20 protein-coding genes are annotated in these 23,091 nt (G+C 62.0%); 11 read left to right on the top strand and 9 right to left on the bottom strand.

The genetic code is table 11. The features are described from left to right. Position 1 precedes the first annotated feature (1 nt). The 3 genes from ACJ8IN_RS15700 to ACJ8IN_RS15690 all read right to left on the bottom strand — a co-directional run bounded on the left by ACJ8IN_RS15700 (position 2) and on the right by ACJ8IN_RS15690 (position 2,869). Positions 2-1,480 carry an amino acid permease gene (locus ACJ8IN_RS15700; RefSeq protein WP_308325909.1) on the bottom strand — a complete coding sequence of 493 codons (1,479 nt, stop codon included), beginning with the start codon at positions 1,478-1,480 and terminating at the stop codon, positions 2-4. A 218-nt stretch (positions 1,481-1,698) separates the two neighbouring features. After that, on the bottom strand, positions 1,699-2,565 hold the full coding sequence (gene yieE / locus ACJ8IN_RS15695; protein WP_016926991.1) for a DNA-binding transcriptional regulator YeiE: 867 nt from the start codon (positions 2,563-2,565) through the stop codon (positions 1,699-1,701). A 106-nt stretch (positions 2,566-2,671) separates the two neighbouring features. Then, positions 2,672-2,869, bottom strand: a complete 198-nt coding sequence (locus ACJ8IN_RS15690) for a hypothetical protein (RefSeq protein WP_033647996.1) — start codon at positions 2,867-2,869, stop codon at positions 2,672-2,674. A gap of 193 nt (positions 2,870-3,062) precedes the next feature. Here ACJ8IN_RS15690 and ACJ8IN_RS15685 point away from each other — a divergent pair, with 193 nt between their 5' ends. Both ACJ8IN_RS15685 and nfo read left to right on the top strand, forming a co-directional pair. After that, the gene (locus ACJ8IN_RS15685; RefSeq protein WP_033653801.1) at positions 3,063-4,136 is read left to right on the top strand and encodes a YeiH family putative sulfate export transporter; all 1,074 of its coding nucleotides are present in this window, start codon (positions 3,063-3,065) and stop codon (positions 4,134-4,136) included. A 99-nt stretch (positions 4,137-4,235) separates the two neighbouring features. Further along, the gene (nfo, locus tag ACJ8IN_RS15680; RefSeq protein ID WP_033635262.1) at positions 4,236-5,075 is read left to right on the top strand and encodes a deoxyribonuclease IV; all 840 of its coding nucleotides are present in this window, start codon (positions 4,236-4,238) and stop codon (positions 5,073-5,075) included. Between the two features lie 60 nt (positions 5,076-5,135). Here nfo and fruA read toward each other — a convergent pair whose 3' ends face one another. The 3 genes from fruA to fruB are packed head-to-tail and all read right to left on the bottom strand — an operon-like array spanning position 5,136 to position 8,901. After that, the gene (fruA, locus tag ACJ8IN_RS15675) at positions 5,136-6,818 is read right to left on the bottom strand and encodes a PTS fructose transporter subunit IIBC (protein ID WP_049195140.1); all 1,683 of its coding nucleotides are present in this window, start codon (positions 6,816-6,818) and stop codon (positions 5,136-5,138) included. 11 nt (positions 6,819-6,829) lie between these two features. Beyond that, positions 6,830-7,771 carry a 1-phosphofructokinase gene (fruK, locus tag ACJ8IN_RS15670; protein ID WP_308325910.1) on the bottom strand — a complete coding sequence of 314 codons (942 nt, stop codon included), beginning with the start codon at positions 7,769-7,771 and terminating at the stop codon, positions 6,830-6,832. Further along, positions 7,768-8,901: a fused PTS fructose transporter subunit IIA/HPr protein gene (fruB, locus tag ACJ8IN_RS15665; RefSeq protein WP_033635264.1), complete on the bottom strand. Its 1,134-nt coding sequence runs from the start codon at positions 8,899-8,901 to the stop codon at positions 7,768-7,770. Before fruB ends, fruK begins: the two co-directional genes overlap by 4 nt. Before the next feature lie 247 nt (positions 8,902-9,148). Between fruB and ACJ8IN_RS15660 the strand changes: the two genes are divergently transcribed. The 4 genes from ACJ8IN_RS15660 (at position 9,149) to ACJ8IN_RS15645 (ending at position 14,782) form a co-directional block, all read left to right on the top strand. Further along, entirely contained in the window at positions 9,149-9,571 is a 423-nt protein-coding gene (locus ACJ8IN_RS15660) for a nucleotide triphosphate diphosphatase NUDT15 (RefSeq protein ID WP_033635266.1), read from the top strand. Positions 9,572-9,803: 232 nt separating this feature from the next. Beyond that, positions 9,804-10,964 carry a NapC/NirT family cytochrome c gene (locus ACJ8IN_RS15655; protein ID WP_033648001.1) on the top strand — a complete coding sequence of 387 codons (1,161 nt, stop codon included), beginning with the start codon at positions 9,804-9,806 and terminating at the stop codon, positions 10,962-10,964. Positions 10,965-10,976: 12 nt separating this feature from the next. After that, positions 10,977-13,451, top strand: coding sequence for a trimethylamine-N-oxide reductase TorA (gene torA / locus ACJ8IN_RS15650; protein ID WP_033648002.1), 2,475 nt, complete (start codon positions 10,977-10,979; stop codon positions 13,449-13,451). A 155-nt stretch (positions 13,452-13,606) separates the two neighbouring features. Beyond that, complete coding sequence (locus ACJ8IN_RS15645) at positions 13,607-14,782, top strand: sugar efflux transporter (RefSeq protein WP_039565078.1); 1,176 nt, start codon at positions 13,607-13,609, stop codon at positions 14,780-14,782. Here ACJ8IN_RS15645 and ACJ8IN_RS15640 read toward each other — a convergent pair. Continuing rightward, positions 14,779-15,033: a YkgJ family cysteine cluster protein gene (locus ACJ8IN_RS15640; protein WP_015378527.1), complete on the bottom strand. Its 255-nt coding sequence runs from the start codon at positions 15,031-15,033 to the stop codon at positions 14,779-14,781. The two genes, ACJ8IN_RS15645 and ACJ8IN_RS15640, sit on opposite strands and share 4 nt — an antisense overlap. Before the next feature lie 263 nt (positions 15,034-15,296). On the opposite strand from ACJ8IN_RS15640, the gene mtr reads away from it, so the two are divergent. Next, positions 15,297-16,541: a tryptophan permease gene (gene mtr, locus ACJ8IN_RS15635; RefSeq protein WP_308325911.1), complete on the top strand. Its 1,245-nt coding sequence runs from the start codon at positions 15,297-15,299 to the stop codon at positions 16,539-16,541. A 126-nt stretch (positions 16,542-16,667) separates the two neighbouring features. Then, positions 16,668-17,240, top strand: a complete 573-nt coding sequence (gene yeiP / locus ACJ8IN_RS15630; protein ID WP_004935725.1) for an elongation factor P-like protein YeiP — start codon at positions 16,668-16,670, stop codon at positions 17,238-17,240. Between the two features lie 42 nt (positions 17,241-17,282). Here the strand turns inward: yeiP and uxuA are convergent, their stop codons facing one another. Further along, entirely contained in the window at positions 17,283-18,473 is a 1,191-nt protein-coding gene (gene uxuA / locus ACJ8IN_RS15625; protein WP_033635272.1) for a mannonate dehydratase, read from the bottom strand. Between the two features lie 293 nt (positions 18,474-18,766). Between uxuA and ACJ8IN_RS15620 the strand changes: the two genes are divergently transcribed. Further along, the gene (locus tag ACJ8IN_RS15620; RefSeq protein WP_048321817.1) at positions 18,767-20,239 is read left to right on the top strand and encodes a mannitol dehydrogenase family protein; all 1,473 of its coding nucleotides are present in this window, start codon (positions 18,767-18,769) and stop codon (positions 20,237-20,239) included. 62 nt (positions 20,240-20,301) lie between these two features. Here the strand turns inward: ACJ8IN_RS15620 and ACJ8IN_RS15615 are convergent, their stop codons facing one another. Next, positions 20,302-20,610, bottom strand: a complete 309-nt coding sequence (locus tag ACJ8IN_RS15615; protein ID WP_033635274.1) for a type 1 fimbrial protein — start codon at positions 20,608-20,610, stop codon at positions 20,302-20,304. Positions 20,611-20,928: 318 nt separating this feature from the next. Between ACJ8IN_RS15615 and ACJ8IN_RS15610 the strand changes: the two genes are divergently transcribed. After that, positions 20,929-21,903, top strand: a complete 975-nt coding sequence (locus ACJ8IN_RS15610; RefSeq protein ID WP_033648007.1) for a CobW family GTP-binding protein — start codon at positions 20,929-20,931, stop codon at positions 21,901-21,903. 77 nt (positions 21,904-21,980) lie between these two features. After that, on the top strand, positions 21,981-22,691 hold the full coding sequence (locus ACJ8IN_RS15605) for a phosphatase PAP2 family protein (RefSeq protein ID WP_060421889.1): 711 nt from the start codon (positions 21,981-21,983) through the stop codon (positions 22,689-22,691). The last annotated feature ends 400 nt before the right edge of the window (positions 22,692-23,091 follow it).

Genomic DNA, 23,091 nt, shown 5'->3' with positions numbered 1-23,091 from the left:
ATTACTTCACGTCCATCTTCGGGAATTCCATTTCGCTGTACTTCACGACGCGGGTGCCGCGCGACAGCTTGTAACCGAACCAAATCAGCAGGAACAGCGGAATGCCGATGTAGGTGGCGGTCACGCCGTACCAGTCAATCTTGTCTTGCAGGAAGGCCTGGTAGTTCTGGCCCAGGGTAATGATCAGGCACAGCACGAAGGCGAAGATCGGCCCCAGCGGGAAGAACCCGGAACGGTATGGCAAGTCGTTCAGATCGCGCCCCTGCAGCATGTAACCGCGACGGAAACGGTAGTGGCTGATGGCGATGCCCAACCAGGCGATGAAACCGGTCATGCCCGAGGTATTCAGCAGCCACAGGTAAACCGACTGGTTGCCGAACATCGAGGTCAGGAAGCACAGCCCGGCCACCACGCAGGTCGCATACAGCGCGTTGCGCGGCACGCCGCCTTTCGACAGCTTGGCGAAGATGCGCGGCGCCTTGCCTTCCGACGCCAGGGTGTACAGCATGCGGGTAGAGGCGTACATGCCCGAGTTACCGGCGGACAGCACCGCCGTCAGGATCACCGCGTTCATCACCGCCGCCGCCGACAGCAGGCCAGCATGCTGGAACACCAGGGTGAACGGGCTGACGCTGATGTCTTTCACGTCATTGCGCAGCAGGCTCGGATCGGTGTACGGAATGATCAGGCTGATGATCAGAATGGCGAAGATATAGAACAGCAGAATACGCCAGAACACCTGACGCACCGCGCGCGGGATGTTTTTACCCGGGTTCTCCGATTCGCCGGCCGCGATGCCGATAAGCTCGGTGCCCTGGAACGAGAAGCCGACGATCATCGCCACGCCAATCATCGCCGAGAAGCCGCCGGCGAACGGCGCGTCCCCTATCGTCCAGTTCTGCCAGCCGGCGTGCTCGCCGCCTTTCAGAATGCCGACGATCATCAGCATGCCGACGGCGATGAAGATAATCACGGTGCTGACCTTGATCAGCGCGAACCAGTATTCCGCCTCGCCGAACCCTTTCACCGAAATGTAGTTCAGCAGGAACATCAGGCCGAGGAACAGCGCGCTCCAGATCCAGCCGGGGGTGTCCGGGAACCAGTAGCTCATCACCAATTGCGAAGCCACCAGGTCAACGGCGATGGTCACCGCCCAGTTGTACCAGTAGTTCCAGCCCAGCGCGAAGCCGAAGCCTTCTTCCACGTATTTGGCGCCGTAGGTGGAGAATGAACCGGAAACCGGCATAAAGGCCGCCAGTTCGCCCAGGCTGGTCATCAGGAAGTACACCATCAAACCGATCAGAGCGTAAGACAACAGCGCCCCGCCGGGGCCTGCCTGAGAAACCGTGGCGCCCGAGGCGACAAACAGGCCGGTGCCGATGGAGCCGCCAATGGCGATCATGGTCAAATGCCGGGCTTTCAGCTCGCGGCGCAATCCGGGTGCTTGCTGCCCCGATGTTTTTATATCCTGCTGAGCCATTCGTACCCTATCTGCTCTTTGAAAAAATGAGGGCGGATTGTAACAAATACCCGCCGGTGAACTAGCAACATTGCACTGATATAAGATAGCTTCATAATTCAGAGGCAATTATTAGCCGCGACCCTTATGGCCTTACTTACTCTCATTAATGTGAGCGCGCGCAGGTTTTTATGCTTTCTTCGGCCTGCGCGGCAGCAGAGGACGTGACGCGCTGTCGATTACAGCGCGCAATAGCTGAGAAAACGCTGCAAGGCGTTGGAAATGTGCTTTTGCCGATGGCGGATTAGGTACAGGGTGCGCCGCAGCGGCGGCAGCGGCACCGGCAGTTCCACCAGCGCGCCGCTGGCCAACTGTTCCGCCACCACCCGCCGCGACAGGCAGCTGATGCCGATGCCGTGCCGCACCGCGTGCTTGATCGCCTCCGAGTTGCCGAGCTCCATCACCAGCTGGAAATGCGGCAGGTGCGCCAACAGCAGATGATCCAGCACCTCACGGGTGCCCGAACCGCGCTCGCGCAGGATCCAAGGGGCATTGGCCAGCGCCTCCAGCGTTGGCGGCTGACGGGTCAGCGGGTTGTCCGGCGCGGCGAACACCACCAGCTCGTCCTCCAGCCACGGCTGCGTCACCAGCTCCGGCATATGGCAAGGCCCTTCGATCAGCCCCAGATCGACGCGGAAATCCGCCACCGCCACGATCACGTCCTGGCTGTTGCCGACGTTCAGCTCCAGCGGCGTGGCCGGAAAGTCCCGGCGGTAACGGGCGATCATCTCCGGCAGCATGTAGTTGCCGATGGTGCTGCTGGCGGCGATGCGCAGCGCCCCGCCGTCATGGCGAAACAGCTGCTCGATCTCCCCCGCCTGCTCCAGCAGCGCCAGCGCCTTGGGATACAGCAACCGGCCGTGCTCGTTGATCACCAGCCGTTTGCCGACGCGATCGAACAGCTGCACGCCCAGCTGCCCCTCCAGATCCGCCAGCGCCGCGCTGACCGCCGACTGCGACAGCGCCAGCACCACCGAGGCCTGAGTGGTCGAACCGCTTTTCAGCACTTCGGTGAAGACTTCCAGTTGACGCAACGTGATATGCATAGCCGTCCCGGTAATGAAAAAGGGTTCTGCCAGAGAACCGCAAAATGATGTCAACATGCTGTGGGGAGCGCGGCGAGGCCACCCCGTTTACGGCCAATTCGGCGCGCTACTTACCCAAGGCGACCAGCTGCGCCGCCGCAGCCAGCGCCGCCTCGCGCGGCGTGCCGGCTTCGTCCCGCTGTATCAATTGCAGCATCGCCACGAGATGGTCGCGGTCGATCGCCTTGTTTTCTTCAATCAACCGCCGCACCGCGCGGCCCACTTCCCGGTCTATCTGCTCTCTGCGTTGATCGTCGGTATCCATCGCCTGCTCCTGTTCAGTTGGAAAGTTGACGGCGGTACGCCGCTCCTCCTCACCCTAGCCGCAATGCGGCTGTATGCCAATGCCTGACGCCATACCACTTATTCAGATAGGTTATAAATATATAATCAATTTCTCTTTTATTCAGCCCAAACGTACTCTTGGCAGCAAGAAACAGACTGAAGGACTGACTTTTATGGCGACTGATACCACTCATACTTACCCCGAGCGACGCTTTCCGCTGTTCGGCCTGCCGCGGCTGGTGCCGGGGCTGGCGCTGACCGGCGCGCTCACCGCGCTGGCCGTCTGGGCCGGCGACATTCCCTGGGTGGCGGAGCTGGGCCTGGGGGCGCTGACGCTGGCGATCCTGTTCGGCATTCTGGTGGGCAACACGCTGTATCCCCGCTGGCAAACCGTTTGTCACGGCGGCGTACAGCTGGCCAAACAACGCCTGCTGCGTCTGGGCATTATCCTGTACGGCTTTCGCCTGACCTTTCAGCAAATCGCCGACGTGGGCGCCAGCGGCATCATCATCGATGCGCTGACCCTGACCACCACCTTCCTGCTGGCCTGCTGGCTCGGCAAGAAAGTGTTCGGCATCGACAGCCAGACCGCGATGCTGATCGGCGCCGGCAGCAGCATTTGCGGCGCGGCGGCGGTGATGGCCACCGAGCCGGTGCTGAAGGCCGACTCCAGCAAAGTGGCGGTGGCGGTCTCGACCGTGGTGGTGTTCGGCACCCTGGCGATCTTCGCCTACCCGTGGCTGTATCAATTGAACGAGCACTTCCAGTGGCTGCCGTTCAGCCAGGAAACCTTCGGCATCTACGCCGGCTCCACCATCCACGAAGTGGCTCAGGTAGTTGCGGCCGGGCACGCCATCGGGCCTGACGCCGAAAATGCGGCGGTGATCGCCAAGATGATCCGCGTGATGATGCTGGCGCCGTTCCTGCTGCTGCTGTCGGGCTACATCAGCCGCGGCGGCGCAGGCAAGGCGGAAAAATCCGCGATTACCATTCCGTGGTTCGCCGTGCTGTTTATCGCCGTCGCCGGGCTGAACTCCTTCAACCTGCTGCCGGCCACGCTGGTGCAGCACCTGATCACCGCCGACACCTGGATGCTGGCGATGGCGATGGCGGCGCTGGGATTGACCACCCACATCAGCGCCGTGCGCCAGGCCGGGATGAAACCGATTCTGTTGGCCACGCTGCTGTTCGTCTGGCTGCTGGTCGGCGGCGGCGCGATAAACCAGCTGGTGCAACACTGGCTCTAATCACTCCCTTCTGCCCCTTCTGCGGCTCGCTTCGGCGGGCCGCATTTATTCCGCCCGCCATCAATGCCATAATGTCACCGATAACACAGGAGAATGAAGATGAAGTTTGTCGGTGCACATGTCAGCGCGTCAGGCGGCGTGGATCAGGCGGTTATCCGCGCGCACGAATTGGAGGCGACCGCGTTCGCCCTGTTCACCAAAAATCAGCGTCAATGGAAGGCCGCGCCGCTGGCCGCCGACGTGATCGATAAGTTCAAGAGCGCCTGCGCCCAGTACGGCTTCGGGCCGGGGCAGATCCTGCCGCACGACAGCTACCTGATCAACCTGGGCCACCCGGTGGCCGACGCGTTGGAAAAATCGCGCGAGGCGTTCATCGACGAGCTGCAGCGCTGCGAACAGCTGGGGCTGACGCTGCTGAACTTCCACCCCGGCAGCCACCTGCTGCAAATCGATGAAGACAAGTGCCTGGCGCGCATCGCCGAATCGATCAACATCGCGCTGGATAAAACCGCCGGCGTGACGGCCGTGATCGAAAACACCGCCGGCCAGGGCAGCAACCTGGGCTTCAAATTCGAGCACCTGGCGGCGATCATCGACGGCGTGGAAGACAAAAGCCGCGTCGGCGTTTGCATCGACACCTGTCACGCCTTCGCCGCCGGGTACGATCTGCGCACCGAAGAAGACTGCGAACACACCTTCAAACAGCTCGGCGACATCGTCGGCTTCAACTATCTGCGCGGCATGCACCTGAACGACGCCAAGAGCGAGTTCAACAGCCGCGTCGACCGCCACCATAGCCTGGGGGAAGGCAACATCGGCAAAACGGTGTTCAGCTACATCATGCGCGATCCGCGCTTCGACAATATCCCGCTGATTCTGGAAACGGTAAACCCGGATATCTGGGCGGAAGAGATCGCCTGGCTGAAAGCGCAGCAGTAACGCGGCGCCAAAACGACAAAACCGGAGCCTGGGCTCCGGTTTTTTTATGGCTGGACGCCGTTACGCCACGCTGGCCGCCGGCACTTCAGCACGTTTCAGCAGGGCGTAAGCCACGCCCGCCAGCAGCGTACCGGCGGCGATCGCCACCAGGTACAGCAACACCGGCGAAATCGCGCCCGGGATCAGCAGCACGAACAGCCCGCCGTGCGGTGCCATCAGCTTGGCGCCGAACGCCATCGACAGCGCGCCGGTCAGCGCCCCGCCGGCAATGCAGCACGGCAGCACGCGCATCGGGTCGCGGGCGGCGAACGGAATCGCCCCTTCGGTGATGAAGCACAGCCCCAGCACCAGCGCTGCCTTGCCGCCTTCCTGTTCGGATTTCGGGAACTTGCGGCGCGCCAGCAGCGTCGCCAGCCCCATCGCCAGCGGCGGCACCATGCCCGCCGCCATGATCGCCGCCATCGGCGCATACACCGAGGAGCTGAGCAGCGCCACGCCGAAGGCGTAGGCCGCTTTGTTCACCGGGCCGCCCATGTCGGTACACATCATGCCGCCGAGGATCGCCCCCAGCAGCACGGCGTTGGCGGTGCCCAACGATTGCAGCCAATGAGTCAGGCCTTCCATGATTTTCGCCACCGGCGTGCCGACCACGTAAATCATGATAAGACCGGTGATCAGACTGGCCACCAGCGGAATGATCAAGATGGGCTTCAGCGCTTCCATACTCTGCGGCAGGCGCAGCTTGCTGCTGATCGCCTTGGCGACGTAACCCGCCAGGAAACCGGCGATGATGCCGCCGAGGAACCCGGCGCCGGTGCTCACCGCCAGCATGCCGCCGATCAGGCCCGGCGTCAGGCCAGGGCGATCCGCGATGGAGAAGGCGATGAAACCGGCCAATACCGGCACCATCAGCGCAAAGGCGGAGCCGCCGCCGATCTGCATCAGCGCCGCCGCCAACGTGTCTTTGACTTCAAACGCCTTAATGCCGAACACGAACGACAGCGCGATGCACAGGCCACCGGCCACCACCATCGGCAGCATGTAGGACACGCCGGTCAGCAGGTGACGATACGGGCCGTTGCCCTCTTTCTTTTTACCCGCCGGCGCCGCGCTACCGCGCTGCTGCGGCTGGAACACCTCAGCCTCGGCCAGCGCCTTGTCCAGTTCCTGGGCAGTTTTCTTCAGCGCCAGGCCGGTGGAAGTGCGGTACATCGGCTTACCGGCGAATTTATCCAGGTCCACCTCAATATCCGCCGCGACGATCACCAGATCCGCCGCCGCCACCTCTTCCGGGGTGATGGCGTTGCCGGCGCCGACGGAGCCGCGCGTTTCCACCTTCACCCACCAGCCGCGTTTATTCGCTTCGCTTTCAATGGCTTCGGCCGCCATAAAGGTATGCGCTACGCCGGTTGGGCAGGCGGTAATCGCCACGATGCGTTTTTGCCCGGCGGCTTTCACCGGCGCCGCCTGCGGCGCCTGATAGGTTTCAGCTTCGGCCTTGGCGCGCGCCAGAAAAGCGTCCGGTTCACGCACCGCCTGTTCTACATCGCCCACATACACCAATTTGCCGTTCAGCCCGGCGTCAGCCGGGGCCGACTGCCCCGCCACCGCCACCAGTTCGGCGTCCTGCAGCGACTCGACCAGCGTCAGGCCGGTTTTGGCCGCGGCGGCCTCCAGCATGCGTTTCGCCAGGTGGCCACGGGCCTGCCCCAGCGAACTGTCTACCATCAGCAGCGTTTTCATTCTGCCTCCTGCTATTGATTGAAAGGTTTCAGATCGACGCGCGCCATCATCGCGGCCAACTGGGGACGATCGGTCACGCCGACGTTGCTCTGGCTGACCGCCAGCGCCGCTACCGCCGTGGCCAGACGCAAGGTGTGTTCGCTGGATTCGCGCATCAGCAGGCCGTAAATCAGGCCGCCGACCATCGAATCACCGGCGCCCACGGTGCTGACCACCTCACAGGACGGCGGTTTGGCGATCCAGGCACCGGAGGCGTTAACCCACAGCGCGCCTTCCGCGCCGAGGGAGATCACCACGTGGGCGATGCCCTGCTCGCGCAGCGCATGCGCGGCCTCGACCACGTCCGCCAGCGCCGGCAGCGGGCGGCCGGCCCAGATCTCCAGCTCGCGGCGGTTCGGCTTCACCAGCCACGGCGAGGCCTTCAACCCGGCGACCAGCGCTTCGCGGCTGCTGTCGAAAATGATGCACGGGCATTTGGCGCGCAGCTGGGTCATCCAGTCGGTAAAGGCATCGGGATCGACGCCGGCCGGCAGGCTGCCGCTCACCGCCACCATGTCGAACTGGCCCAGCCAGCTCAGCGAGTCGCTGACGAAGCGATCCCAGTCCTGCGGCGTCACTTCAAAACCGGAGAAATTGAAATCGGTGACTTCGCCGTCTTTTTCCGTCAGCTTGACGTTGATGCGGGTGCGGCCCGGCACCACCTGGAAGCGGTTGGCGATCCCCAGATCGCTGAACAGCAGCTGGAAACCGTCCTGATTGTCTTTGCCCAGGAAGCCGCCGACGGTGACGTCGATGCCCAAATCCTTCAACACCTTGGCGACGTTGATGCCCTTACCGGCGGCGTGCAGGCCGGCGGTTTTTACCCGGTTGACTTCCCCGCGTTCGAGCTGCGGGCAAAACCCCACCAGATCGTACGCCGGGTTCAGGGTGATCGTTGCTACTCTTCTGCTCATGCTGCGCCCTCGCCCAGTCCTTCATTAATCGCTTCGCCGATCGCCTTCAGCGCGGCTTCAGCATCTTCTCCATTGGCGGTAAAGCGCAGGTGATGCCCTTTTTTCACGCCCAGCGCCACCACCTTCATCAGGCTGCGCCCGTTGGCCGGCTTGCCGCTGCCGTCCAGGTTGGTAACGGTGATGTCACTGTTGAAACTTTTGATCACGTTGACCAGCGCCGTGCCCGGCCGTGCGTGCAGGCCGTGCTCGTTGCGGATCACGAACTCGGCGCTCAGTACGCTGCTCTCCTCGGCCACTTCGCTGGTCAGCAGCGCCAGCACCCCGGCGGCATCCGCCTTCAGCAGGCGTTCAGCTTTGTTGGCCAGCAGCAGGTCGCTGAGGTAGTTGAGCACCGCCAGCGGCTGCGCGTCGGCGACCGACACCGTCAGCAGCAGCGCCACCGGCTCGCCGTCTTCCACGAAAGCCTGCGCCGGGCGGCTGACGGTGGCCGCGCTGGCCAGGTTGCCTTCAACGCTGTCGCTCAGCCAGATGCCCTGCCCCAGGTTCAGCGGCTTGCGGGTAATGGCATCGCTGACGAATTGCGCGTTGACCGCGCCGGCCTTTTGCAGCCGGCCGGCGTTCAGCGCCTGCAGCGTCATCAGGCTGTCGGCCGCGACGTCGAGCGCAATCAGCGAAACGTCGAACTGGAATTCGGCGCTCTGCTGCTCGCCCATCAGCAGGCCGCGCAGCTCTTCCGCGGAGGTGGTTTTCGCCAGCCGCTCCGCCACGCCGTCATCGCTCAGCACGTGAGTAAGCTGGCGCAGCAGCGCCAAATGCTCGTCGGAACGGGCGGCGATGCCGATCGCCACATAGGCGGTCTGGCCTTCGCCCCAGGCGATGCCCTGCGGGAACTGGAACACCTGCACGCCGGTTTTCAGCACCAGATCGCGGGTATCGGTGGTGCCGTGCGGAATGGCGATGCCGTTGCCCAGATAGGTGGACGTCTGCAGTTCGCGCTGCAGCATGCCGTCCACGTAACCGGCGCTGACGCAGCCGGCTTCGGTCAGGGCGGCGGCCACCTGGCGGATGGCCTCCTGCTTATCGGCGGCAGCGGCGCCCAGATGAATGTCTTGCGGTGACAACTGGAACATGATTCTCCTCTCCTGCTGAATTGAATCGTTTCAGCTTCATTGAGAAAAAGGAGCGTTACCCGCTCGCCACAAGCGGCCGGATAACGCTGAAACGTTTCAAGGAGTGTGTGAGCAGCGCAAGGCGAAAGCAAGCTTTCTCCCTTTTGCCATTGCAGATTTTTGAGCTTACGCACACTTTCGCCGGCGCATTGGTCAGCGCCGGGGCAAAATGACATACTGTGCTGAAACTTTGCTGACGGAGAAAAGCATGAACGTAGTGACCGGCGTCGGGGTGATCATCGTCAACCCGCAGGGCGAGATTTTGTTGGGCAAGCGCTGCGGTTCCCACGCGCCCTTTTGGTCGATCCCCGGCGGGCATCTGGAGGCCGGTGAAACCTTCGAGCAGTGCGCCCGGCGCGAAATCGCCGAAGAGACCGGGCTGCTCATCGATCCGCCGCGCTTCGTGGGCGTCAGCAACAATCTGCAAACCTGGCGCGCCGAAGGCAAACACACGGTGTCTGTTTGCCTGCAGGTGGATCACCCCGGCGGCAGCGCCGAGTTGAAAGAACCCGAAAAGTGCGCCGAGTGGCGCTGGTGCGCGCCCGACGCCCTGCCGGAACCGCATTTCGAAGCCAGCCGCACCGCCATCCGGCTATGGCTGAGCGGCCAGCCCTATTTGCCCACGGCCTGAGCCATCGCGAACGCGTCCTGCGTTCGCTTCCCCTGCCGCTCGACCCCATCGCTATATACACCAGAATATAACGCTATTTTTTGCGATATATGCCCTTTTTTTGACTACGGATAACCCTATGGGGTTAACCCTCTTCTATATTACCCCTGCAATCGACGTGGCATTCTGACCTCCGGTCGGCGGCCTTTTGGCAAGATTTTATTTTAAATTCATAATTATAAGCGGGTTTACCATGAGCAAAAAACTGACTGGCTTTGAAAAAAAGCGCCGGTGGGGATGGCTATGGCTTTTGCTGCTGGGGATTATCCTCGGCGCGGCGCTGTTGGCCGGGACCGCCACCGTATTCCATAAAACCAGCGATACCGCCTTCTGCGTTTCCTGCCACACCATGCAACAGCCGCTGGCCGAATATCAGGGCAGCGTTCACTTCCAGAACACCAAGGGCATCCGCGCCGAGTGCGCCGACTGCCACGTGCCGCACCAGCCGATCGATTACCTGTGGACCAAAATCCGCGCGGTGAAAGACATTTACGGCGAAATGGTCGGCACCATCGATACGCCGGAAAAATACGAAGCGCACAAGCTGGCGATGGCGCAGTCGGTCTGGAAAACGCTGAAAGAGAACGACTCAGCCACCTGCCGCTCCTGCCACAGCTACGACGCCATGGACATCACCGCCCAGCGCCCCGAGGCGCGCCTGCAGCACCCGGTGGCGATCAAACAGGGCGAGACCTGCATCGATTGCCATAAGGGCGTGGCCCACATCCTGCCGGACATGAGCGGCGAAACCCAGGCCGGCGCCGCCGAGCTGGCGAAGGCCGCGGCGCTGACCGCGCCGGACGCCACCACCCTCTACACCATCGCCACCGAACCGTTCTTCCTCAGCGCGGACGACAGCCATAACGCCGGCAACCTGATGCCTTCCACCGAAGTGCAGGTGGTGAAACAGGATGGCGACAAGGTGCTGGCCACCGTGAGCGGCTGGCAGCAGGACGGCGTCAGCGAAGTGTTCTACGCCGCGCAGGGCAAACGCATCCTCAGCGTACTGCTGGGTGAAGACGCACGCCAACAGCTGAAGACCGCCTCCACCCAGACCGATGCGGAAACCGGCCTGGTCTGGCATCAGGTCTCTTTGCAGGTGTGGCTGCCGCGTAAACAGTTGATTGACGATCAGCAAAAAATCTGGCGCTACGCCGCGGACATGATGTCGGCCAACTGCACCGGCTGCCACGGGCTGACCGCGCTCGATCGCTTCAACGCCAACCAATGGATTGGCGTCATCAAAGGCATGGCGCCGCGCACCTCGCTGACGCAGGAACAGCTGCGCGTGCTGACGCAATACGTACAAAAACACGCCAGCGACATGCCACCTGCCGCACCGGCCAAGCTTTAAGGGAGAAGCGCAATGAGCAACCAACAACCGTTAACCATGAGCCGCCGCCGCTTCCTGACCGGGGCCGCCGCGCTGGCCGCCGCCCCGCTGCTGGCGGGCCTATGGCCCAAAGCGGCGCTGGCGCAGGCCATCAGCGAAGCGCTGCCGCAGTTCATCGCCTTGCGCCAGGCGCAGAAAGGCATTCTGACCGGCGCCCACTGGGGCGCGTTCGAGGCCATCGTGCAGGACGGCAAGATGGTGGGCGTGCAGCCGGTGCAGGACGATCCGTATCCGAATGAGCTGATCGCCATGGCGCCTTATCAGGTGCACGCCGAGAACCGCATCAAATACCCGATGGTGCGTAAAAGCTGGCTGGAGGGCGGCCCCGGCAGCCGCACCGAGCTGCGCGGCCGCGACGAGTGGGTGCGCGTCAGCTGGGACAAAGCGACCGAGCTGGTGTGCAATGAGATCACTCGCCTGCAAAAAGATCACGGGCCGCAGTCGATCTACGCCGGTTCCTACGGCTGGAAAAGCGTCGGCATGCTGCACAACAGCCGCACGCTGCTGCAACGCTTGATGAACCTGACCGGCGGTTTCCTCGGCTACGCCGGCGACTACTCCACCGGCGCGGCGCAGGTGATCATGTCGCACGTGGTCGGTTCGATGGAGGTCTACGAACAGCAGACCGCCTGGCCGAACGTAATTGAGAACAGCGAGCTGGTGATCCTGTGGGGCTGCAACCCGATGGTCACGCTGAAAAACAGCTGGAACGTGCCGGATCACGTCGGCCAGACCGGCTTCGAGGCGCTGAAGAAGAAAGGCACCCGGGTGATCAGCATCGATCCGGTGCACAGCGACAGCGCCAAGTTCGTCAATGCGCAGTGGATCGCCCCGCGCCCTTATACCGACGGCGCCATGCTGATCGGCATCGCCCACACGCTGCTGACCGAGAAGCTGCATAACCCGGACTTCCTGAAAACCTACACCGTCGGCTTCGACAAGTTCCAGGCCTACCTGCTGGGCGAGAGCGACGGCGTAGCGAAAACCGCCGAATGGGCGGCCGACATCAGCGGCGTCGATGCCGACACGCTGCGCCAACTGGCGCGCGAGATGGCGAAACACCGCACCATGATCATGGGCGGCTGGGGCATTCAGCGCCAGCACCACGGCGAACAGCAGCACTGGCTGCTGGTGACGGTGGCGGCGATGCTCGGCCAGATCGGCCTGCCGGGCGGCGGCTTCGGCTTCAGCTACCACTATTCCTCCGGCGGCAGCCCGACCGCCAAGGGCGGCATCATCGCCGGCATCTCCGCCGGCAACGCGCCGAAGAACTCGCCGGCGCCGATCCCGGTGGCGCGCATCGCCGAATGCCTGAGCAACCCGGGCAAAACCATCGACTTCAACGGCGCCAAGGTCACCTACCCCGAGGTGAAAATGGTATATGTGGCGGGCGGTAACACCTTCCACCAGCATCAGGACACCAATAACTTGGTCAAAGCCTGGCAGCGGCCGGACACCATCGTGGTCAACGAGCCTTACTGGACCGCCACCGCCAAGCATGCCGACATCGTGCTGCCGGCCACCACCAGCTACGAGCGCAACGATCTGGAAATGGGCGGCGACTATTCGCAGCTCTACGTGTTCCCGATGCACCAATGCGTGCCGCCGCAGCACGAGTCGCGCAGCGACTTCGACATCTTCTCGGCGATGGCGGCCAGGCTGGGCGTGCAGGAAGCCTTTACCGAGGGCAAGGATGAAACCCAGTGGCTGAAAGGCATGTACGACGACATGAAAAACCAGGCGCGCGCCGCCCGGGTGGCGCTGCCGCCGTTCGACATGTTCTGGCAATCCAACAACTACGTGCGCTTCCCGGTGCCGGAGGCCAATAAGCAGTGGGTGCGCTTCGCCGATTATCGCGACAACCCGCTGCTGAACCCGCTGGGCACGCCGTCGGGCAAGATCGAGATCTACTCCGACGCCATCGCCAAAATGCATTACGAGGATTGCCCCGGCATCCCGACCTGGATGCCGCCGCACGAGTGGTATCGCGGGCCGGAAGCGGCCAAGTATCCGCTGTCGCTCAATACCGCGCACCCGACCAACCGGCTGCACTCTCAGCTCGACAACACGCCGCTGCGCGAGAAATACGCGGTAGCGGATCGTGAAGCGATCCTGATCCACCCGCAGGACGCGCAGCCGCGCGGCATCAGCGGCGGCGATCTGGTGCGGGCGTTCAACGATCGCGGCCAGATCCTGGTGGGGGCGGTGGTCAGCGAAGACGTGCGGCCGGGCGTGGTGCGCATCAGCGAAGGCGCCTGGTTCGATCCGGCCGATCCGGCGCAGCCCGGCTCGCTGTGCAAGAACGGCAACGTCAACTGCCTGACCTTCGACATCGGCTCTTCCAGCCTGGCGCAGGGCAACTGCGGGCAGATGGCGCAGCTGCAGATCGAGAAGTATCGGGGGCCGGTATTGAAAAATACCGCGCACGCGGTGCCGCAAGGCGCCTGATCCCGCGATAAACGGGGGCGCGCAACGCGCCCCTTTTTTCCTCGTCGCCGCGCGACATATCCGCTTACCCTTCGTCGCAAGGGAGCGGTTTGCGTTTCATTTCAACGGGCGTATGATGCGCGCGACCTCCCTTTTTCGACGAATTATCAACCGCCATGCCGACTTCATCCGCAGTAACGCGACGCGCGCCCGATCTCACTTCGCTGGCCTTTTTGGCGGTGGCGTTTCTGACCGGCATCGCCGGCGCGTTGCAAACCCCGACGCTGAGCCTGTTTCTGGAAACCGAGGTCAAGGTACGGCCGGCGCTGGTCGGGTTGTTCTTTACCGGCAGCGCGGTGATCGGCATTCTGGTCAGCCAGTTTCTCGCCGGCCGTTCGGATAAACAAGGCGACCGCAAATCACTGATCTTCCTCTGCTGCATGCTGGGTGCGCTGGGGTTCACGCTGTTCGCCTGGAGCCGCAACTATTACCTGCTGCTGCTCGTCGGCGTGCTGCTCACCAGCTTCGGCTCCACCGCCAATCCGCAGATGTTTGCGCTGGCGCGCGAGCATGCCGATCGCACCGGACGCGAGGCGGTGATGTTCACCTCCATCATGCGCGCCCAGGTTTCCCTTGCCTGGGTCATTGGCCCGCCGATCGCCTTCGCGCTGGCGCTGGGCTTCGGCTTTAAGGTCATGTATCTGGCGGGCGCGGCGGCCTTTGTGCTGTGCGGCCTGCTGGTGTGGAAGCGGCTGCCTTCGATGCCGAAAACCGCGGCGACGAACGCGCCCCTGGCCGCACCGCGGCAGCATCGCCGCGATTCGCTGCTGCTGTTCGTCGCCTGCACCCTGATGTGGACCGCCAACAGCATGTACCTGATCAACATGCCGCTGTATGTGGTGCACGAGCTGCGGCTGCCGGAGCGGCTGGCCGGGATATTGATGGGTGCCGCCGCCGGGCTGGAGATCCCAATCATGCTGCTCGCCGGCATGGTGGCGAAACGCTGCGGCAAGCGTTGTTTGATGCGCGGGGCGGTGGTCGCCGGCGTGCTGTTCTATTGCGGCCTGCTGTTTATCACCGGCAGTTGGCCGCTGATTGCCCTGCAGCTGCTGAATGCGGCGTTTATCGGCGTGCTGGCGGGCATCGGCATGCTCTACTTTCAGGATTTGATGCCCGGTCAGGCCGGCACGGCCACCACGCTGTTCACCAACACCATTCGGGTAGGCTGGGTCATCGCCGGCGCCATCGCCGGTGCGGTGGCGGAAATCTGGAATTACCATGCGGTGTTTTACGCCGCGCTGGCGATGGCGGCAGGCGCGACGCTGTGTCTGTGGCGGTTGAGGGAAGCTTAAGGCGCGGTGTCCGCTTCCAGCCTGGCGAGATAAATCAGCGCCTGATCGCGGTGATCGTGGCACATGTCGCGGCTCGGCTGCAGGCTGCCGCACACCTTCGGCCGCAGCGGCGAATGAAACAGGCCACAGCGCAGCCGTTCATCCAGATGAATGCAGCGGGTATTGGCGGGCTTGCCGTTCGGCATGCCGGGGATCGGGCTGGATATTGACGGCGCGATACAGCAGGCGCCGCAGTCGCTGCGACAGTCCATCAGCGCTACTCCTGGTGGGCTGGGGAAAAGAAGCGCGACAATAGCAGCCGCGCGCGGCGGCCGCCAGCAGAATCCCTGCGTCCCGGCGATCTTTACACTCATCGCCCTGCGCCGGCCGGCTGCATCCTATGGCGAAAAAACGCCCAACAAACCTTAATTTAAAGACAAAAACGCGTGAAACGTGCAATTACCACGCTTTACATGCGCCATGCGCCCATGTACCATTGAGCTAGTACAAAAGAACCCATCCCTCAGGAGCACGCATGTCTACGGACACCATCCAGAAGCTGGCCCGCCCTTCCATCCTCGGCGGCGCGATGATCATTGCCGGAACCGCCGTTGGCGCCGGCATGTTTTCCATTCCGATCGTCACTTCCGGTGTCTGGTTCAGCGGCTCCGTCGCGCTGCTGGTGTATACCTGGGCCTGCATGTTGCTTTCCGGCCTGATGATCCTCGAAGCCACGCTGCACTACCCGAGCGGCGCCAGCTTCAACACCATGGTCAAGGATCTGCTGGGCAAAGGCTGGAACGCCGTGAACGGCCTGTCGGTGGCATTCGTGCTGTATATCCTGACCTACGCCTATATCTCCGCCGGCGGCTCGATCATCGCCCACACGCTGGAGGGCATCGTCGGCGTCAGCCAGACCACCGCCGGCCTGGTGTTCGCGCTGGTCGTGGCGTTTATCGTCTGGCTCTCCACCCGCGCGGTCGACCGCCTGAGCACCATTTTGATCGGCGGTATGGTGATCACCTTCGTGATGTCGGTGGGCGACATGTTCACCCACGTGCAGCCCGCGGTGCTGTTCAACACCGGCGATGACCAGGCCAGCTATCTGCCTTACGCCCTGGCGGCGCTGCCTTACCTGCTGACCTCATTCGGCTACCACGGCAACATTCCCGGGCTGGTGAAGTATTACCATAAGGACAGCGGCTCCGTGGTGCGCAGCCTGGTGTACGGCACCCTGCTGGCATTGGCTATCTACATCCTGTGGCAGTACGTGATCCAGGGCAATATCGCGCGCGACGCCTTTAAGCAAGTGATCGCCGAGGGCGGCAACATCGGCAGCCTGCTCAAGCAAATGGGCAACGTCTCCAGCAGCCAGACCGTCAGCCAACTGCTGAACGCCTTCTCCTATATGGCGCTGGCCAGCTCGTTCCTCGGCGTGTCGCTGGGCCTGTTCGACTACCTGGCAGACTTCTGCAAGTTCAAGGACGACGCCGTCGGACGCAGCAAGACCGCGCTGGTGACCTTTGTGCCGCCGACCCTGGCCGCGCTGCTGTTCCCGAACGGTTTCCTGTACGCCATCGGTTTCGCCGGGCTGGCGGCCACCGTCTGGGCGGTGATCGTGCCGGCGCTGATGGCGCGCGCCAGCCGCCGCCGCCACCCGCAGGCCGGTTACCGAGCACCGGGCGGCAACGGCGTGATCCTGTTCGTTATCCTGTTCGGCCTGATCAACGCCGCCGCGCATATTCTTTCGCTGTTCGGCCTGCTGCCGGTCTTCCGCTAATCCCCGACGGGAGGGCGATCGCCCTCCCTTTCCCGCACTGTTTTTACGCCGGGCTATTGCCTGAAATCGGCGGCGCGAGTACCTTGTCGCAACTTCTCTAATACTCTTCATTGCGGATGAATTGAAATGGCAAGAGCTAACGAAATTAAGCGCGGCATGGCGATCAGCTACAACGGCAAGCTGCTGCTGGTAAAAGATATCGACGTGCAGAGCCCAAGCGCCCGCGGCGCCAGCACCCTGTACAAAATGCGCTTCTCCGACGTGCGCACCGGCCTGAAAGTGGAAGAACGCTTCAAGGGCGACGATATCCTGGACACCATTTCCCTGTCGCGCCGCAAGGTGAACTTCTCGTATATCGACGGCGAAGAATACGTGTTCATGGATGACGAAGACTACACCCCGTACATCTTCAAGAAAGACCAGATCGAAGACGAGCTGCTGTTCATTCCGGAAGGCGGCCTGCCGGGCATGCAGGTGCTGACGCTGGACGGCCAGGTGCTGGCGCTGGAGCTGCCGCAGACCGTGGATATGGAAATCGTCGAGACCGCGCCGGGCATCAAAGGCGCTTCCGCCAGCGCCCGCAACAAACCGGCCACCATGGCGACCGGCCTGGTGATCCACGTGCCGGAATACCTCAGCGCCGGCGACAAAATTCGCATTCATATCGCCGAACGCCGCTACATGAGCCGCGCCGACTAGTCGCGCCAGCGGGGCCGGAACGCGGCCCCGTTTCATTTTCCGCTACGGCAACTCCGGGAAAAAACGCCGCTTGAGCGCCAGCTCGACGCCGCGCAGCTCCGCCAGCCCTTTCAACCGCCCGATGGCCGAATAGCCCGGATTGGTTTTCTTTTTCAAGTCGTCCAGCATCTGATGCCCATGATCGGGGCGCATCGGGATCGGCCGCCGATCGCCCGCCCGCTGCCGACGCAACTCTTCGGTCAGGATCGCTTCGATCACCGCCACCATGTCCACATCGCCCTGCAGGTGCGCCCCTTCATGGAAACTTTTCGGGTTCTCCTCGCGGCAGGTGGCGCGCAGGTGGGTAAAGTGAATGCGATCGCCAAAGGTTTCAATCATCCGCACCAGATCGTTGTCGGCGCGCACGCCGTAGGAACCGGTGCATAGGGTGAAGCCGTTATAGATGCTGTCGACGGTCTGCTTCAGCCATTGCATGTCTTCAATCGTGGAGACGATGCGCGGCAGGCCGAGGATCGGCCGCGGCGGATCGTCGGGGTGCACCGCCAGCCGGATGCCGACCTCTTCCGCCACCGGCACGATGGCGCGCAGAAAGACCGCCATGTTCTCGCGCAGCCGCGCCTTGTCGATGCCGTCGTACTCCGCCAACCGGCGGCGGAACTGTTCCAGCGTGTAGCCCTCTTCCGCCCCCGGCAGCCCGGCGATGATGTTGCCGGTCAGCCGGTTTTTTTCCTCCTCGCTCATGGCGGCGAAATAGGCCGCCGCCTGACTGCGCTCTTGCGGCGTATAATCGGCCTCCGCGCCGGCGCGCTGCAGGATATGCAGCTCGAACGCGGCGAAGGCGATCTGATCGAAGCGCAGCGCTTTGGAACCGTCCGGCAGCGGATAGGCCAGATCGGTGCGCGTCCAGTCGAGGATCGGCATGAAGTTGTAGCAGACGGTGTCGATGCCGCAGGCCGCCAGGTTGCGCAGCGACTGTTGATAATTGGCGATGTACCGCCGCCAGTCGCCGCTGTGGGTTTTGATCTCCTCATGCACCGGCACGCTCTCCACCACCGACCACACCAGCCCCTTTTCCGCCAACAGCGCCTGTCGCGCGCGGATCTCATCGATCGGCCAGACGTCGCCGTTCGCGATATGATGCAGCGCCGTCACCACCCCGGTCGCCCCGGCCTGACGCACGTCGTCCAAAGAGACCGGATCGTTCGGGCCATACCAACGCCATGTTTGTTCCATGTTTTGTCCTTATGCCTGTCTCGCACTGCGATGCTGTTATACCAGTTTAATTTAGATGTCAGTTACCTTTAACTTACTCTTTCGCCCTGCGCTGTCAAAACCGAACCCCTCATTGGTTGATCCACTTCACGATTCTGGCTTATTTTGGACTGACCAATTCCTTTAGCTGGCCGACATCCTTACACTGGTCGCAGTTTTTTATCGCCGGCGCCCCCCTGCCGATGTGGCAGAAAACTGGTCTGCTAACTTGGCGCAACTGGCCCGCCAGCTGTCTTACACGCTTTGGAGATGAGATGAAAACGATCGCCAACACCCCATTGCCGGGCGCCGTCCGGCAGCCGGGCTATGACCGCCGGGCTCTGCGCAGCCGCATCGTGCACCTTGGCTTCGGCGCGTTCCACCGCGCGCATCAGGCGCTGCTGACCGATCGGGTGCTGAACGCCCACGGCGGCGACTGGGGCATCTGCGAGATCAGCCTGTCCGGCGGCGTGCCGCTGTTTGAGGCGCTGCGGCAACAGGATCATCTGTACAGCGTGCTGGAGAAAGGCGCGGACGGCCATCAGGCCATCGTGATCGGCGCGGTGCATGAGAGCCTGCACCGCAAGCTGGAGGGCATCGCCGCGGTGCTGGAGAAACTGGCCGAGCCGCAGGTGGCGATCGTCTCGATGACCATCACCGAAAAAGGCTACTGTATCGAGCCCGGCAGCGGGCGATTGGATCGGCAGCATCCGGGGATCGTCGCCGATCTGGCGTGGCCGCATCAGCCGCAGACCGTGCCCGGCATTTTGGTGGAGGCGCTGCGGCTGCGGCGCGAACGCGGCCTGCCCGCCTTCTCCCTGCTCTCCTGCGACAATATTCCGGAGAACGGCCACGTGCTGCGCCGGGCGGTGCTCGATCTGGCGCAGGCGCGGGATCCGTCGCTCGCCGATTGGATCGCCACCGCCGCCACCTTCCCCTGCACCATGGTGGATCGCATCGTGCCGGCCGCCACGCCGGCCACGCTGGATGAGATTGCCGCCGCGCTGGGCGGCGTGCGCGACGACTGCGCCATCGCCTGCGAGCCCTTTATTCAATGGGTGGTGGAAGACAACTTCGCCGCCGGACGCCCGGCGTGGGAGCTGGCCGGCGCCCAGCTGGTCAGCGATGTGCTGCCGTTTGAGCACATGAAACTGCGCATGCTGAACGGCAGCCACTCGTTCCTGGCTTACCTCGGCTACCTGGGCGGCTACCGCTATATCAACGAGTGCATGGCGGATGAACACTACCGTCGCGCCGCCCTGCGGTTGATGCTGGACGAACAGGCGCCCACCCTGAGCGTTACCGGCATCAGTCTGACCGACTACGCCGCACAGCTTATCGCGCGCTTCAGCAACCCGGCGCTGCAACACCTCACCTGGCAGATCGCCATGGACGGTTCGCAGAAGCTGCCGCAGCGCCTGCTGGACGCGGTGCGCTGGCATCTGCGGCACGGCGGTGACTATAGCGGGCTGGCGCTGGGCGTGGCGGGCTGGATGCGTTACGTCGGCGGCGTCGATGACGCCGGTCAACCGATCGACATTCGCGATCCGCTGGCAGACGCGCTGCAACAGACTATTGCCGCTACGCCGGACGATCGGCGGCGCGTAACGGCGCTGCTGGCGCTGAAATCGGTGTTCGGCGAATCGCTGGCAACGCATGCGGCGTTTGCCGACGCGGTGACGCAAGCCTATTTGTCGCTGCGCGATCGCGGTGCGCGTGAAACGGTGAAGGAGTGGGTGCTGCGGTGAGAAGCCTGCAGGGCCGAGAATAACCATGCCGGCGTAACGTTACGCCGGCATGGCGGAACGACTTAACGATAAACGACCGTCATAACAGCGAGTTTCTTCTGTTGGTCTACCCACTTCATTTCGGTTGTGCCTAGATTTAGCGGAAGTTCTTTGCGTGTAGTATCAAAACCTGACAACGCTTGCTGGGCCTGATAACGCTGGCCGTTGCGGTAACATTGCGTATTCGCCTTAGAATCTGCAATATTGACCGTGCAAGGACTTTCAACGATAGAACCGACGAAGCGAATTACCCCGCCGGCCACTCCTGCATGACTCACTGCCGTCCATGAAAACAACATTCCTACGATCAAAAATAACCGAAAGGTATTCATGGCAACCTCATTTTTAGTTAAGCCAATTTAACCATAGAGGATCTTGTTAGGAATAATCGCAAGGAAAGGGACGAGATTTGATCGTTAATCGCGTCATTAACAATGTAAAAACAAGCTACTAACAAAAGTTAACCGCATCTAATACAGGGTTTTATCTAAGAATTTTCTTGTTATGAACGGTGGATTTTGTCGGTTGAAAAGCGCATGGTGACGTGCAAAATTTGCGAGATAGGGCACAAATTAAATCGCGGCGGTTTCACCGATAAGGCTGCGTAACTCATTTATTAAGCAGGTTAATTTTTGCTCCAGGAATTATTAATGACCAAAACCAATTTGATTACCGGTTTCCTCGGCAGCGGTAAAACCACCACTATCCGCCATTTGCTGGCTCATAAGCCCGAACATGAGCGCTGGGCGGTATTGGTCAATGAATTCGGCGAGATCGGCATCGACGGCGCGCTGCTGGCAGACAGCGGCGCGGTGCTCAAAGAGATCCCCGGTGGCTGCATGTGCTGCGTCAACGGCCTGCCGATGCAGGTGGGCTTGAATATGCTGTTACAGCAGGCCAAACCGGATCGGCTGCTGATCGAGCCGACCGGGCTCGGGCATCCGAAACAAATTCTATCGCTGCTGACCCAGGAGAGCTATGCCGGCTGGATCGATCTGCAGGCCACCCTGTGCCTGCTGGATGCCCGCCAGCTCAGCCAACCCCGCTACCGCGACAACGAAAACTTCCGCGATCAGCTGGCCGCGGCCGACGTTATTTTGGCCAGCAAAAGCGATACCTATCAGCCGGAAGACAGGCGGGCGCTGGAAGCCTGGAGGGCGCAAGATCCGCTGCGGCGGCCCTGTTATGCCATCGCGCAAGGCGAAGCGGATGTCGCGCTGTTGTCACTTCCGCGCACGAATCGTACAGAATTGCCGGACGCGCAGCATCATCATGGTCAGGCGAAAACGCAGGGGCTGGCGGCGCTGCGGCTGCCGGAGCATGCCCGCTGGCGGCGAGCGTTGAACGAGGGGCAAGGCTTCACCAGCTGCGGCTGGATTTTTGACGGCGACACCCAATTCGACACCGTCGGCTTTATGGAATGGGTGCGACTCGCGCCGGTAGAACGCGCCAAAGGCGCGGTGCGCATCCCCGAAGGCACATTGCTGATCAATCGTCAGGGACAGGATCTCAACATCGAAACCCGCCCGGTCGCGCCGCTCGACAGCCGAATTGAGCTTATCCACAGCGAAAATGCCGATTGGAACGCCCTGCAATCCGCCTTGTTTAAGATTCGTTTAAGTTAGACCCCGTACCGTTGCCCCCCGGTTGCCGCAGGGCGGCCGGGTTTTATTTCGTTTTCATTTTGCCAACAGGTTATGTCATGACACGCCGCAATTTACCCCTCATTATCCTCTTCAACTTACTGGGCGTTGCGCTGTTCCTGTCCTGGTTCCTGCCGGCCAATCACGGCGGCTGGTATACCCTGGACTCGGCGATCTTTTTCTTCTTTAACCGCCATCTGGCCACCGACCCGGCGTTTTTGCACCTGGTCGCCATCACCAACAACCGCGCGTTTGACGTGATTTCGCTGCTCGCCATGGGCCTGCTGTATTTGTACTTCTACCTGAAGCAGGACGCCGCCGGCCGCCGACGCCTGGTGATCACCGGCGTGGTGATGCTGCTGACCGCCGTGGTGCTGAACCAGCTTGGCCACCTGCTGCCGGTGAAGCATCCGAGCCCCACCCTGACCTTCGACAATATCTATCGCGTCAGCGAGCTGACCGGCATCCCCACCAAGGACGCTTCCAGCGACAGCTTCCCCGGCGACCACGGCATGATGCTGATTATTTTTTCCTGCTTTATGCTGCGCTATTTCGGCCGCCGCGCCTTCGCCGTCGCCCTGCTGATTACGCTGCTCTTCTCATTGCCACGCGTGATGATTGGCGCCCACTGGTTTACCGATATCGCCGTCGGCTCGCTTTCAGTGGTGCTGGTTGGCGCCAGCTGGGTGCTGATGACGCCCTGCAGCGACTGGATCGTCGATCGGTTGAATCGCCTATTGCCCGGCAAGCATCGCCCCGGCCAACCATAACTTGCGTCTATGACTCATGCCGGGAGGCGCCCGCCTCCCGGCCTTAATCCCTTCGCTGAGCGCAAAATATCGTCACCGCCCGTTAACGCTTTTGCAACCTGATTTCACGCCAGATTCATACATCGGACAATTGGCGTTTTTTATATGAAGATTTACATTATGTTACATCACAAATTCATATAAAAAAGACGGGAAAAAGGCTCGCAATCCCCTATTTGTTCCGGTAATCTCAGATGCGTTTGTGCCTGGTTTAAGTCGAATCAGTATGGAATCCGATAAAAATGTGCGTTCTCGCACGTTTTCAACGGTAACTGGTTGTCGATGCAACAGGTGCGGACTAGGCTCGTTTCGTTTGGCATTTTTCAGGTAGCGACTTTCGTCGTTAAGGACTTCAAGGGAA

Source organism: Serratia sp. CY31944, from assembly GCF_052169175.1.
GTDB lineage: Bacteria > Pseudomonadota > Gammaproteobacteria > Enterobacterales > Enterobacteriaceae > Serratia > Serratia sarumanii.
Note: the sequence above shows the minus strand (reverse complement) of the source record. Positions and strands in the feature narration are given on the sequence as shown.

What these genes read in the sequence shown, in the direction of transcription:
- ACJ8IN_RS15700 (WP_308325909.1), bottom strand. Translation starts at nt 1,480, where the DNA reads ATGGCTCAGCAGGATATAAAAACATCGGGGCAGCAAGCACCCGGATTG.
- yieE (WP_016926991.1), bottom strand. Translation starts at nt 2,565, where the DNA reads ATGCATATCACGTTGCGTCAACTGGAAGTCTTCACCGAAGTGCTGAAA.
- ACJ8IN_RS15690 (WP_033647996.1), bottom strand. Translation starts at nt 2,869, where the DNA reads ATGGATACCGACGATCAACGCAGAGAGCAGATAGACCGGGAAGTGGGC.
- ACJ8IN_RS15685 (WP_033653801.1), top strand. Translation starts at nt 3,063, where the DNA reads ATGGCGACTGATACCACTCATACTTACCCCGAGCGACGCTTTCCGCTG.
- nfo (WP_033635262.1), top strand. Translation starts at nt 4,236, where the DNA reads ATGAAGTTTGTCGGTGCACATGTCAGCGCGTCAGGCGGCGTGGATCAG.
- fruA (WP_049195140.1), bottom strand. Translation starts at nt 6,818, where the DNA reads ATGAAAACGCTGCTGATGGTAGACAGTTCGCTGGGGCAGGCCCGTGGC.
- fruK (WP_308325910.1), bottom strand. Translation starts at nt 7,771, where the DNA reads ATGAGCAGAAGAGTAGCAACGATCACCCTGAACCCGGCGTACGATCTG.
- fruB (WP_033635264.1), bottom strand. Translation starts at nt 8,901, where the DNA reads ATGTTCCAGTTGTCACCGCAAGACATTCATCTGGGCGCCGCTGCCGCC.
- ACJ8IN_RS15660 (WP_033635266.1), top strand. Translation starts at nt 9,149, where the DNA reads ATGAACGTAGTGACCGGCGTCGGGGTGATCATCGTCAACCCGCAGGGC.
- ACJ8IN_RS15655 (WP_033648001.1), top strand. Translation starts at nt 9,804, where the DNA reads ATGAGCAAAAAACTGACTGGCTTTGAAAAAAAGCGCCGGTGGGGATGG.
- torA (WP_033648002.1), top strand. Translation starts at nt 10,977, where the DNA reads ATGAGCAACCAACAACCGTTAACCATGAGCCGCCGCCGCTTCCTGACC.
- ACJ8IN_RS15645 (WP_039565078.1), top strand. Translation starts at nt 13,607, where the DNA reads ATGCCGACTTCATCCGCAGTAACGCGACGCGCGCCCGATCTCACTTCG.
- ACJ8IN_RS15640 (WP_015378527.1), bottom strand. Translation starts at nt 15,033, where the DNA reads ATGGACTGTCGCAGCGACTGCGGCGCCTGCTGTATCGCGCCGTCAATA.
- mtr (WP_308325911.1), top strand. Translation starts at nt 15,297, where the DNA reads ATGTCTACGGACACCATCCAGAAGCTGGCCCGCCCTTCCATCCTCGGC.
- yeiP (WP_004935725.1), top strand. Translation starts at nt 16,668, where the DNA reads ATGGCAAGAGCTAACGAAATTAAGCGCGGCATGGCGATCAGCTACAAC.
- uxuA (WP_033635272.1), bottom strand. Translation starts at nt 18,473, where the DNA reads ATGGAACAAACATGGCGTTGGTATGGCCCGAACGATCCGGTCTCTTTG.
- ACJ8IN_RS15620 (WP_048321817.1), top strand. Translation starts at nt 18,767, where the DNA reads ATGAAAACGATCGCCAACACCCCATTGCCGGGCGCCGTCCGGCAGCCG.
- ACJ8IN_RS15615 (WP_033635274.1), bottom strand. Translation starts at nt 20,610, where the DNA reads ATGAATACCTTTCGGTTATTTTTGATCGTAGGAATGTTGTTTTCATGG.
- ACJ8IN_RS15610 (WP_033648007.1), top strand. Translation starts at nt 20,929, where the DNA reads ATGACCAAAACCAATTTGATTACCGGTTTCCTCGGCAGCGGTAAAACC.
- ACJ8IN_RS15605 (WP_060421889.1), top strand. Translation starts at nt 21,981, where the DNA reads ATGACACGCCGCAATTTACCCCTCATTATCCTCTTCAACTTACTGGGC.